Below are 11,990 nucleotides of genomic sequence, written 5' to 3'. Positions count from 1 at the left end.
CATTAACCTCCTTGCATAGGAAAGAGGATATCGACACAGTCATTGGCTTGCAAAATTGTAGTTTCATAAGCTTTATGTGGTATATGATGATTATTTATAGCGACAGCAAAATGCAGTTGAGTATAATTAAGCTGCTTTAAAAATTCGCTTAATGATAATGAGGATTGAATGTTATAAATTTTATCGTTTAAATAGACATTAATCACAATAACTCTCCCAAAGTTCTGGATAATTCAGATGACGAAAATTGGATACTACACCTCGTAAAATTTCTGCTGCCAAGGCTGGGGCTATTAAATAACCATGACGATAAAGACCGTTAACTGCTATTAGTCCATCGGCAAATTTAATGCGTGGCAAATGATTTGCTAAAGTTGGGCGGCAATGAGTTACATTTTTTATGATGCGTGCTTCGGCAAAGCCTCCATGTAAATAATACACAGCAGTTAATAACTCCAAAGTTGTACGTACGGAAACAGGACTGAAATCTTCTGCTTCAATTTCGCTAGCGCCTATGAGGTAAAGATTTCCAGGTCTGGGTACAAGATATAGACTATACCTTGGATGCAGAAAACGAATAGGGCGACGTAATTGTACTCCTGGCGCATGAAGCCAAATGAGTTCACCTCTAATGCCTCGCAAATCAGAAAATACATTTCGAGCGCCTAAACCGCGACAATCAAAAACGACATCAAAATAATATCTTTGTTCTTTTGTATTGATCTCTCCTGGTTTAAGCGATAAGACAGGAGTATTGCAAATGTGACGTATGCAAACAGAGTCTAGATATTTTTTTAAAGACAACATTAGCGTTTGGCAATCGATATGCGCTTCATTTGGAAAATAATAAGCGGTTTCAAACTTTGTCAGCTCGGGCTCAAGCGCAATGAGATCTTCGTGAGATAATTTTTGAAAAACAGAATCATTCTGGTTAAGTTGATTCAGGATACGACGGCTAAAGTGAATCCATTCCGCGTGATCGCAAGGATGATATAGCACCAGACTGCCCAATTGTTGAAAATAAACAACTTCAGGTAAACCCTCAAGAATACGTGGCCAATAGTTCTTAATTGATTCTTGCCCCAGGCTGGAAATCAATAGAATTGATTTATCCAATTCAGAAAATGGTGTTAACAGACCTGCAGCAGCTGTGCTGCAATTCGTGCTTTCATTAGAGTGGTCAAAAAGGGATACCTGCCAGCCCGCATTATGTAATGCAAAAGCCAGCAGTCGCCCCATGATCCCTGAACCTGCAATACCTGCTCGCATAATTAATTTTCAAGACAACAAGCGATTGGTTTCAAATCAGAATAAGGTGTATCTGGCAAAAAATGATTAGTATAGCATTGCGAGATATCAAAATGTTCATCAATAATTTTTAGATGTTTGGTATAGCGTCCAACTTTATCCCAATCTCTGTCAACATTAATTAATGTACGTGAAAAAAATGGTAATGTTCTTGTAAAAATCTTTTGGTATAAGGGAGTACGCAACTGTGGCTTAGCCTGACATAATAACTCATAGGCTTCTTCAGGCTTTTCTGTCGTGTAGGCTGCACCGCGCTGTGTTGCTCTAAGAAATCCTTTGACTAATTCAGGTTGTTGCAATGTTGTTTCAGGAACAATAAATTGTATTGAGCAGAAACAACAACAGCCTAAACCAGCTAATTGATCGATTCGTAAAAATACGGTTTCTCCGCAAAGATGCTCCAATTCAACTTTTTGAAAGTTAATAAAACCAATACCAGTGTCGATAACATCCCGATAAATGGCATCTGTGACATTCATACCAATGCGTACTGTTTTGTAGCTAGTTGGATCAATACCTGCGAGGCTGGCCAAATCATCAATAATTTTTTTGCCAAATTCGCCAATATAACCCACTCGTTTCCCAACAATATCCTGGAAAGAATTTATGCCGCTAGACTTTAAAGCAATGAGTCCTGTAGGAGGTTCATCAAGCAGCGTTCCTATGGAAGTAACTGGATAACCTTTCGCTTTGGCTGCAACGGTATGAATCATTGCTTTAACACCAAAATCTACTGTTCCCAAGCCAACGATTTCGGTCACATCACTGGGATCTGCAGGCTCCAGAATGGCGAGTTTGATATCTTCTTCTGAATAAAATCCCAATTGTTGTGCCACAAGTATGGGGGTATGATAAGGGTTAGTGTACCAATTAAGTAGTAGGGTAACCCTGGATTTTAGTGATGACATCGCCATTACTCCTTATGTTGTTATTTTTAAATAGTATGGAGATGGCAAAAGGGAACCATGCCAGAAAAAGGCCATGGTTTTTTTGAAGGCGTCCTTACGCTGATATGATTCAGATCAAGTTCAACGGGTAACTCTCAGCCGGATTTTCCGACACCCCGCGCCATCTAACAAACTCAAATATACTAAATTTTATTATATGCTTTGTCAAACTAGCGATATTATTGTCAGTATTGATAGTTACTAAATAATAAACGTAGAAAAAGGATTCGCCATGGAAAATTTAGAGCATGGACATTCACAAAAAGAAATCAGAGAGCGATTAACGCAGACTCCGTTACAAAATTATTTGCGTGATTGGATATATGGGGGAATTGATGGCGTAGTAACTACTTTTGCCATTGTTTCCGGGGTTGTAGGCGGACAATTGTCTTCTTTAGTTATTCTAATTTTAGGCTTTGCCAACTTGCTTGCTGATGGTTTTTCAATGGCTGCTAGTAATTACCTGGGTACTAAATCTGAGGTTGATCAATATAAGCGTTATAAAATGATTGAAGAAAAACATATAGAGTTTATTCCTGAAGGCGAAAAAAACGAAATAAAACAAATTTTTCAAAATAAAGGCTTGCATGGTCAAACATTGGATCAGGTTGTTAAGGAAATTACAGCCAACAGAGCCTTATGGATAAAAACCATGCTACAAGAAGAATATGGATTACCTGTTGTGCTTCGATTCCCGTTTAAATCCGCGCTTTATACTTTTATCGCGTTTCTGCTTTTTGGAATTATTCCATTAATTCCTTACGTGCTGGTCATGAACAATACGTTTATCTGGTCTTGCTTTTTCACTGCAATTACATTTTTTGTCATCGGTTCGATCAAAAGCCACTGGTCAACCAAATCCTGGTTATATTCTGGTTTTGAGACACTGGTCATTGGTGCTGTTACGGCCTCTTTATCTTATGGCATTGGACTGTTTTTACATTATTTTCTGACTTAAAAATAAGGCAATATTAAAAATGATTCATATATTAATCAATTGCATGAGTTTAAAACTCTCCATCCGAGCAATCAATCGCAATATCATGTTGTTTCTTTTTTTATCAGTATTAGAGGGGCTATCTCATGCAGCTACATCAATAAATACAAATCAGACAGATAGTCTGTTCAATATTGTTAAAATGAGTACTATATTAAGTAAAGATAGTCTAATGTCTCCCTATAATTACTTACTTACACAACCATTAATGACTACCACTTTGGAAAGATACTATAAGCGCACTTCCAGAATTAAAGTAATTGCTGCCTTTACAAACCCGGATAATAATACCTATTATCGAATTATCATTATGTATGTAGACCGAAATAAAAAGAGAAATAATGTAGATCTTGCCCAAAAGAAAAATGAAGTCATTCCTGTTGAATTAGCAGCTATTAAAATTAATTTTGATGAACTGCCTGAGAAACTAATTACCGATATAATTTATACGAATATCCCTTTTGGAAAATTATTAACTCAACATCATCTAAAGGTTTTCAGTAAAGACCGCACCTATTTCTCGCTTGCTTGCAACAAAATGTTAGCTTCACTAATCCATTGTAAACCAAATAAAAAATTATATGGCCGAACAAATCTGCTTGTTAGGGCAGATAATGAAAAATGGATTGCTCGAGTTATTGAAATTTTATCTGATGAAAAGGAAATCAAACACTATTTAAAATCGAATTAAATAGCTTGCCGCTTCACCCAATTTTTTGCAACCAGCGAACCAATGTTCGCGTTTTATTTGAAAATAATTTAGGGGCATAAAAATTACCGGCAACACGTTTGCTGATTTCACTAAGAGTAGGGTAAGGAATAATTGCATCCGTAAAACTCCGAAGCGTTTTTTTCTCACGAATCGCCATAATCCAGGGTAAAATGAGTTCCCCGGCATGTGGACCAACTATGGTTACCCCCAGGATCCTTGCTTTCTTATCTGTGATGATTTTTATTTTTCCATTTAAAGTATGCTCGGTTTGCGCTCGATCATTATCAACAAATGGCCACTCAATTATTTGGATATCAGGATGCTTTAAGGCATCACTGGCTCTTAGTCCAACATGCGCTAATTCAGGATCAGTATAAGTCACCCATGGAATCGCCTTATAATCCATTTTCGCCGGTAATTTAAAAACAATATTACGAAGCGCGATACCAGCCTGATAACTAGCCATATGAGTAAACTGATACAACCCTGTTACATCACCAAGAGCATAGATTTTTTTATTACTGGTTTGTAAATATTTATTTACTTCAACACCTTTGCTAGTGAATTTAACACCAGCTTTTTCCAAATCAAGGAGATTCACATTAGCCCGACGTCCGGTTGCAATGAGCAGGTGACTGGCTGTAATTGTGAATTGCGTGTTCTGAAATTCAAAACATACAGAGATACCCGTATCAGGATGAGAGCATATTTGTGTAATCTTGATTTGTTCATAAATGAGAATATTCATCGATTTCATCTGTGTACGGAGGACAGTAACACAATCAGGATCATCCTTGGGAAGAAGATTCAAGCCCTCCAGCAGAGTAACTTTAGAACCCAGCATAGCGAATGCTTGAGAAAGTTCACAACCAATAGGGCCACCACCAATGACAATCAAGTGCTTAGGCTGTTCTTTCAAATCAAAAATCGTTTCATTGGTGAAGTAAGGAATCGTATCTAATCCAGGAATTGGTGGGATAAAGGGTGATGAACCTGTCGCAATCACGAAACGTTTCGCTTTAATAATACTATCACCCGCTTGTATGGTATTAGAATTTAAAAATCTCCCAAACTGTTTAATAACCTGCACACCTAAGGACTCAAAGCGTTGGACAGAATCGTGTTCAGAAATATTGTCTATGACTTGATGCACATGTTGCATTACTTGTTGAAAATCAACTTTTATCGCCTCAGTATGTACTCCAAAATGTGTTGCATGTTTTGCATAATAAAACGTCTTGGCTGCCGCAAGTAATGATTTGGATGGTATACAACCGTAATTTAAACAATCTCCCCCCATTTTCCCTGACTCAACCAAGACGACTTTAAGCCCTAATTGTGAGCAACCAGAAGCCAAACTCAAACCTCCGGCTCCACCACCTATAATGGCTAGATCGCAACGTATTACCTGGCTAATATCTGAAAAACTTTGACGATTTTGATGCTTGCGAGTTGAGAATTGATAAAGAACTGGCATTAGAGACAGAACAGCCAATGCTAGAAGAGGACCTAATATTTGTAGTTCAAATATGATCCCAAGATTGGGCGTCTGATTGGCAGTAAATATTTGGCTTAGGCTGTTACCAACCATAACATAGATTGTTGTTCCTGGAATAATCCCAATAAAAGTCGCTGTAATGAATGTTTTTGCTCGAATATTTAAAAGGGCAGGTACAATGTTGACTACCCAAAAGGGAAATACTGGAATTAATCGTAGTGTAACTAAATAAGAAAAAGCATTATGCTGAAATCCCTGACGCATGCGCTCTAGCCATCCAGATGCCTTCTTCCCTAACCAGTCGCCCAAAGCAGTGCGGACTGCAAAAAAAAGTATAGTTGCACCAAGTGTCGCGCTGATGACTACAAATAGCACGCCCCAGAATACTCCAAATAAAAATCCGCCGGTTAAAGTAAGAAGAACTGCCCCTGGAATAGAGATGGCCACAGCAGTTGTATAAAAAACAATAAAAATCAGCGGCGCAATAAAATAATGAGTATGAGTCCACTCAATGAGTAAAGCATGATTTTCTTTTAACACATTAAAACTTAAGTATTTATCAAGGTGTAGGCTGAAGAAAAGTACCAATAGCACGATTAACACAAGCAAAGGCAACCAACGATGTATTTTTTTAATCATTCACGTTATTCCTTTAACCCGATAAGACGATATATTATATACGGATCCTAACGGTAATTGACTTTGATATCATACCTTCATTATCGATAAGGCATAATAATTCCAAGGATTATTTTACAAGTTATGGAAGCACTCAATCTTCAACTCTTATGAAAATCAAATTAAGGCTATGTTATTGAAATGTCATGTTTACGAAAAGCCTCCTCAATGGAAAAATTTAATTCACTTTTGACTGTCGATTTCTTATTAACATCTTTAATCATGCACCAGAGTTGAAAAGTTAATGCACTGTCGGCAAAACTGGTAAATAACACCACAGGTTTGTTTCTACCACTTTTTACAACATCATCATGCTTATTAGCGATCTCCAAAAGGATGTCTTTAACAAGATTCAAGTTAGTCCCGAAAGCTACGCTAACTTCACAATTCACTCGCCAATAATTATCGGTCAGCATATAGTTGACAACACGGCGGGTAATTAAATCAGAGTTTGGAATAATAATATCTTCATTTACTGGAGTGATAATTTGTGTTGATCTAACTCTGATTTTTTTCACAAATCCTTCAACACCATCGATGTTAATTCGATCCCCAGGCCTTATCGGCTTCTCAATAAGCAAAATAATACCTGATACAAAATTATTCACTATGCTTTGGAGTCCAAGGCCTATTCCCACAGAAAGTGCTCCTGCGATAATGGCAAGACCAGTAAAATTAAAACCCGCGACAAGTAAGCCTGAAATAACAGCAATACTGAATCCAACATAAGTCAAAATAGAGGCAATGGCGACCTGAGTCTCTTCTTCGTTTTCGAACTGTTGGTGACGACTGATTGAAGTTGAAATTGCCCGTGATACCAGATATAAAAAACAAAAAATTATGATACCAAAAAGGATTCGTGTTGGATAAACTGTAATATTTGCCAGTGTAAAGCCATACAATAATTTCTTATAAATTATATCAATAAAATCTGTAGCAAAGCCCCAGGATTTCCCTATTAGATAAATGCTTAAGAGAACAATAACGAGTTTTAAGATAATTTTAAGAATATAAAACTCGGTGAGCATCTGATCCTTTTTGTATCCAAATAATCGTATAACATTCAATTTGCCTTGTGAGTAGCTTAATGAAGCATAAAATTTATTAATACTCTGTCCTATTAAGATAGTTATATACAGGATAAAAAAGGTAAAAATGCCAGATAAAGTAAGCTGCATGGCTAAAGTATAAAAGCCGCTGATGTTAAGAATTGCGCATCCTAAAAGCAGTGCAAAAATAAAATACCGAATAAAATTATAATGTCTTTTTACAAAAGAAATATGAAGATGAGAACGGCAGAAATAGTGAGTAAAATAAGCCGTAGTAGTAAGTAATAAAATAAGAAAGATGGATCGAGTTAACTCCACAATAACCTTATTGACTTCCCAGATATCAAATAATCTCTGCTCTGATAATGCAAGGAAATAAAATGCAACAATCACAATGCTTAGTATTTCAAAAAATTCGCTATCCATCGCATACCAGTCAAAAAAAGCCTTGATTTTTTTTACTTTGAAGAAACAAATAATTAATAATGTTCCGGTAAGAAACCAAAAGAGCTCTTTTATTAAGAGAAATTGAGAGTTGATGGGCTGTTCTTCACCATTGAATAGGGAAATGTAGCCATAAAATGAGCCCGCCATCATGAACATAGCTAAAAGCGTTATATGAGCCCAGCGAATTTTTTTAAATTTCACATATCGGCGTACAACATTGGATTGGCGTAATTTTGACAAGACCAGAATAGAGATAAAAAAACTCACAATAACAATGCAAATCCATAGATAAACTGGTAAGTCTTGAAGCAAAAATTTCTCTTTAGCGTGATTTATCCATTTTGTATTATCAGGAGAATTAATAATTTTATTTACTAATTGCCATAATGGCGAGGTACGAGCTAAAGTCTTTTCTTGCCTTAATTGTAAAATAGCACTTTTATACGCTTCTATTGCTTCTTGAGCTCGAATTGAAAACAATCGACACTGAGATTGTAACTCAGATAACTGATGCTTTTGATTGTTCAGATAGACTAAATCTGCTCCCTTATCATTCCCTGTAGAGGCAGCTTGTTTGATTAATACATCCACACCATTTATTTTTTTCTGTAAATCAGCAATACATTCATCGGATTGTGCAGAGAGTTCACTTAGAGTTTCTACCGCCTTATTCAGGTTATTTAAATTAAGATTTTGTACTGACAACTGAAGATTGATGTGATCAAATTGCTTGTTTGCATTTTTTACATCAAAAATTGCAGGCAAAGTAGTATCTCCCAAGGTCGGGGAAATGCTAAAAAAGAAAAGCAAAATCATGACATAAATTCTCATGGCTATTCTCTTCCTTGCCAATTAAGAAATTATTAACTCTACTTGCTTATCGATTGAATCTCAAGAAGGAAATTTAAAATAACCCTTGGATGGAATTTTTTGCGTTTAATTTTATATAGAATAGGTAGATAGTTGTAGTACAATATTTGTTGTTAGGCCTCGCTATCTACGAAGCCCAACATAGACTAAAATCATGCTTGTTGTAAAGAGTCAATAACGGCACCTAAAAATCGAGTAGCTTCGCCTCCGGTAATAGCCCTATGATCAAAACTCAAAGATAAAGGAAGCATTTTGTGTGCTTCAATTTTATCCTCATCATTAATTACAGCGGCTTTATAAAGTCTTCCAACCGCTAAAATAGCTACCATTGGAGGAACAATTATTGGACTGGCAAAACGCCCTGAAAATTTACCAAAATTAGATAACGTAATTGTTGCCCCTTTTAGCTTGTCCGCACTGACTGCTCTATTACGTACTGATTCTTTGAATTCATCAATTATTTTTCTTAACTCACTGTCGGAGTATTTTTCTGCATCATGGATAACAGGAACAAATAAACCTTCTTCATTGTCCATGGCAATACCAAGATGCACTTCATTAAAACATCTACGTGCAGCATGTTTGGTATCAAACCAGGCATTAAGGGCCGGTTCCTTTTTGGATGCATGAATAATAGCTCGTATTAAACGAACAGTAATATCTGTGTTGGGTTTCCAATTATGGATATCTGCTTCATCAAAAATACTAACCGGAACTATTTCTGCATGAGATTGTACCATGCTATTAAGCATGGCTCGTCTAACACCACGCAAAGGCTCAAACCCGGTGGGTGGTTGCGAATTGATGTTGGCTTGATTTTGAACATCCTCTCGAGTAATAACGCCATTATCACCACTACCTTTTAAAGAGCTTAAATCAACCCCTAATTTTTTTGCTAGCATTCTTACAGCAGGTGTTGTCTTAACGCGGTGGGAAGAACGCTGACTTCCAATAATAAAATTATCTTCTACCACATCAGTACTTTCCTCCAGATTACCAACAACTGTACCTTTATCTGCAGGTTTATCTGTAGTTGAAACGAATGCTACGAGGGGCTCTCCAGTTTTGATAACGTCACCAGGTTTGCCATAAAGTTTTGCGATAGTACCTGATTGAGGGCAGGGTACGTCAACAACTGCTTTTGCGGTTTCCATAGAAACTAAAGGCTGATCTGCCTTAACTGTATCGCCTTCCTTAACGAACCATTCATGAATTTCAGCATCAGGTAAACCTTCACCTAAATCGGGTAGATTAAAAATATTCATTATTACTCCATTATGCTCATAACAGTGTTTTTAATACGTGCAACGCTAGGTATGTACTGTTTTTCAAGTTGGAAATAAGGCATAACCGTATCATATCCCGTAACTCTTTGCACAGGAGCCAGCAAATCTGCCATACAATGTTCCATAATTTGAGCTGATATTTCAGCACCCACACCACAAGTTTTTGCTCCTTCATGCACTATGACGCAACGTCCTGTTTTTTCTACAGAACTTAAAATAGTTTCTATGTCCAGAGGCTTGATTGTCGCTATATCAATAACTTCACAGGAAATACCCTCATCAGCTAATTGTTTGGCCGCCTGTAAGGTTTCATGCATACTGGCTCCCCAGCTAATTAATGTCAGATCATCTCCTTGTTGCAAAGTAAAACATTTACCTAACGGTAAAGCTTGCCCATCATCAGGAACAGGCTGTTTCACCAGGCGATAAATTCGTTTTGGTTCAAGAAAGATAACTGGATCAGGGTTGCGTATAGCTGCCAACAACAGTCCATAAGCACGTTTTGGAGAAGAGGGGATAACCACTTGCAAACCCGGAATATGAGCAAATAATGCCTCTGTACTTTCAGAATGATGCTCTGGTGCTCTGATTCCACCACCAAAAGGAGCACGATAAACTAAAGGGCAATGTAACCGGCCTCTGGTTCTATTACGCATACGTGCTGCATGAGATATGATCTGATTCATGGCTGGATAAATAAAACCCATGAATTGAAACTCAGCAACAGGTTTTAAGCCTTGAATAGACATTCCAATAGCAAGTCCTGCTATCATTGATTCTGCTAAAGGAGTATCAAAAACTCTATTTTCTCCGAATCTGTCTTGTAAACCTACAGTAGCTCGAAATACTCCACCATTTTTACCAACATCCTCGCCAAAGACTACTACATTTTCATCATGAGCTAACTCATACGCCAGAGCCTGAGTAACAGCTTCAACTAAAGTAATATCAGGCATGAGAATACTCCTCCATGGCTATTGCACGTTGTTCAACTAAATATTCTGGTAATTCTGCATAATGATAATCAAAAATGCTGCTAACAGGCTGAGGCTTGGTATTCAAATATTCCTCTACTGCTTTTTCTACCTTTTCACTGCACTCTATCACCAGCATTTCTTCATCCTGAGATGTCCAAATATTTTCTTGCATTAAATATTGTTTAAAACGCACTATAGGTTCTTTGGCTTTTGCCTCCTCTACTTCCTCAGAAGGCTGATAGCGTGTTGCATCATCAGCTGTTGTGTGGTCGCACAAGCGATAAGTTAAAGCTTCGATTAGAGTGGGGCCACCACCTTGGCGAGCTTTTTCAATAGCATCCCCAATAACCTGTCTTGCAGCAAAAATATCATTGCCATCTATTTGAACACCAGAAAAACCAGCAGCAATCGCTTTTTGGGCTATTGTTTGTGAGCCAGTTTGTTTATCTATAGGCACAGAAATCGCCCATTTGTTGTTGTTTACCACAAAGACTACTGGTAATTTCCACGCCCCAGCCACATTCATGGCTTCGTAAAAATCACCCTCTGAAGTGCCTCCTTCTCCTATACAAACCAATGCTACTCTTGGTTGATTTCTGTATTTGAAAGCAAAGGCAACTCCTGCAGCGTGTAAACATTGAGATGCAATCGGAACACAGATAGGCAAATCTTCAGCATTATTAGAATAATGGCTTCCTCGTTCATCTCCCCCCCAGAAGGCGAGTATTTCTGACATTTTAACGCCTCTCTGAAATTGAGCAGCATAATCTCTGTAATAAGGAACAAGTACATCTTCAGGTTTAAGAGCATGGCCGATTGCAGTCGAAATAGCTTCCTGGCCATTAATTGGCGCGTACGTTCCCATTTTTCCTGTTCTTTGCAATGCAATTGCTTTTTTATCAAAAGTACGGGTTAGTACCATGATTTTATACAATTCTTTAAGTATGGATTGATTATCTGCAAATGGAGGTAATTCGGCGACCAACTTACCTTGTTCATTCAGGTATTGTGTGTATGTTATTTCAAATTGAGCAACAGTTGTCATTACATGGCTCCTTGTCAACAACGCGTTGGCATAGGATACTCACAAATTAATTTAAAAACCAGTAAATTAATATGAACCCAAGATAAAAATATACGCTTTTTATTGATAAGTTAGGTTAAAATGACCAAATCAAAAACAGTGCATTTTTTTACACCACATCCTTAATCTTGAGGTGA

At 37.3% G+C, this 11,990-nt stretch carries 10 protein-coding genes and 1 riboswitch; of the genes, 2 read left to right on the top strand and 8 right to left on the bottom strand.

What is annotated here, in order from left to right; genetic code table 11:
- Positions 1–2: 2 nt before the first annotated feature.
- Genes thiS through OQJ02_RS07330 form a run of 3 tightly spaced genes read right to left on the bottom strand, consistent with a single transcriptional unit; the run spans position 3 to position 2,216 of the window.
- Entirely contained in the window at positions 3–206 is a 204-nt protein-coding gene (gene thiS, locus OQJ02_RS07340; protein WP_265718566.1) for a sulfur carrier protein ThiS, read from the bottom strand.
- Entirely contained in the window at positions 199–1,269 is a 1,071-nt protein-coding gene (locus tag OQJ02_RS07335; protein WP_265718565.1) for an FAD-dependent oxidoreductase, read from the bottom strand. The genes thiS and OQJ02_RS07335 overlap by 8 nt, the downstream gene beginning before the upstream one ends.
- Positions 1,270–1,271: 2 nt before the next feature.
- Entirely contained in the window at positions 1,272–2,216 is a 945-nt protein-coding gene (locus OQJ02_RS07330) for an ABC transporter substrate-binding protein (RefSeq protein ID WP_265718564.1), read from the bottom strand.
- A gap of 74 nt (positions 2,217–2,290) precedes the next feature.
- Positions 2,291–2,384, bottom strand: a riboswitch (TPP riboswitch).
- Positions 2,385–2,487: 103 nt separating this feature from the next.
- Here OQJ02_RS07330 and OQJ02_RS07325 point away from each other — a divergent pair.
- Both OQJ02_RS07325 and OQJ02_RS07320 read left to right on the top strand, forming a co-directional pair.
- A complete protein-coding gene (locus OQJ02_RS07325; RefSeq protein ID WP_265718563.1) occupies positions 2,488–3,213 on the top strand; it encodes a VIT1/CCC1 transporter family protein in 726 nt (241 codons plus the stop codon).
- A 19-nt stretch (positions 3,214–3,232) separates the two neighbouring features.
- Complete coding sequence (locus OQJ02_RS07320) at positions 3,233–3,943, top strand: hypothetical protein (protein WP_265718562.1); 711 nt, start codon at positions 3,233–3,235, stop codon at positions 3,941–3,943.
- A gap of 13 nt (positions 3,944–3,956) precedes the next feature.
- Here OQJ02_RS07320 and OQJ02_RS07315 read toward each other — a convergent pair whose 3' ends face one another.
- The 5 genes from OQJ02_RS07315 to pdhA form a co-directional block, all read right to left on the bottom strand.
- Positions 3,957–6,101, bottom strand: a complete 2,145-nt coding sequence (locus tag OQJ02_RS07315; RefSeq protein WP_265718561.1) for an FAD-dependent oxidoreductase — start codon at positions 6,099–6,101, stop codon at positions 3,957–3,959.
- A gap of 167 nt (positions 6,102–6,268) precedes the next feature.
- A complete protein-coding gene (locus tag OQJ02_RS07310; RefSeq protein WP_265718560.1) occupies positions 6,269–8,467 on the bottom strand; it encodes a mechanosensitive ion channel family protein in 2,199 nt (732 codons plus the stop codon).
- A 191-nt stretch (positions 8,468–8,658) separates the two neighbouring features.
- Positions 8,659–9,771, bottom strand: a complete 1,113-nt coding sequence (locus OQJ02_RS07305) for a dihydrolipoamide acetyltransferase family protein (protein WP_265718559.1) — start codon at positions 9,769–9,771, stop codon at positions 8,659–8,661.
- Positions 9,772–9,773: 2 nt separating this feature from the next.
- Positions 9,774–10,748, bottom strand: coding sequence for an alpha-ketoacid dehydrogenase subunit beta (locus OQJ02_RS07300; RefSeq protein ID WP_265718558.1), 975 nt, complete (start codon positions 10,746–10,748; stop codon positions 9,774–9,776).
- Complete coding sequence (gene pdhA, locus OQJ02_RS07295; RefSeq protein ID WP_265718557.1) at positions 10,741–11,814, bottom strand: pyruvate dehydrogenase (acetyl-transferring) E1 component subunit alpha; 1,074 nt, start codon at positions 11,812–11,814, stop codon at positions 10,741–10,743. The genes OQJ02_RS07300 and pdhA overlap by 8 nt, the downstream gene beginning before the upstream one ends.
- Positions 11,815–11,990 lie beyond the last annotated feature (176 nt).

Origin of the sequence: Legionella sp. PATHC032 (genome assembly GCF_026191185.1) — a bacterium.
Taxonomy (GTDB): domain Bacteria; phylum Pseudomonadota; class Gammaproteobacteria; order Legionellales; family Legionellaceae; genus Legionella.
This window is presented reverse-complemented; position numbering and strand designations above follow the sequence as displayed.

Coding starts and splice junctions, on each gene's coding strand:
- OQJ02_RS07335 (WP_265718565.1), bottom strand. CDS start 1,269: ATGCGAGCAGGTATTGCAGGTTCAGGGATCATGGGGCGACTGCTGGCT.
- OQJ02_RS07330 (WP_265718564.1), bottom strand. CDS start 2,216: ATGTCATCACTAAAATCCAGGGTTACCCTACTACTTAATTGGTACACT.
- OQJ02_RS07325 (WP_265718563.1), top strand. CDS start 2,488: ATGGAAAATTTAGAGCATGGACATTCACAAAAAGAAATCAGAGAGCGA.
- OQJ02_RS07320 (WP_265718562.1), top strand. CDS start 3,233: ATGATTCATATATTAATCAATTGCATGAGTTTAAAACTCTCCATCCGA.
- OQJ02_RS07315 (WP_265718561.1), bottom strand. CDS start 6,101: ATGATTAAAAAAATACATCGTTGGTTGCCTTTGCTTGTGTTAATCGTG.
- OQJ02_RS07310 (WP_265718560.1), bottom strand. CDS start 8,467: ATGAGAATTTATGTCATGATTTTGCTTTTCTTTTTTAGCATTTCCCCG.
- OQJ02_RS07305 (WP_265718559.1), bottom strand. CDS start 9,771: ATGAATATTTTTAATCTACCCGATTTAGGTGAAGGTTTACCTGATGCT.
- OQJ02_RS07300 (WP_265718558.1), bottom strand. CDS start 10,748: ATGCCTGATATTACTTTAGTTGAAGCTGTTACTCAGGCTCTGGCGTAT.
- pdhA (WP_265718557.1), bottom strand. CDS start 11,814: ATGACAACTGTTGCTCAATTTGAAATAACATACACACAATACCTGAAT.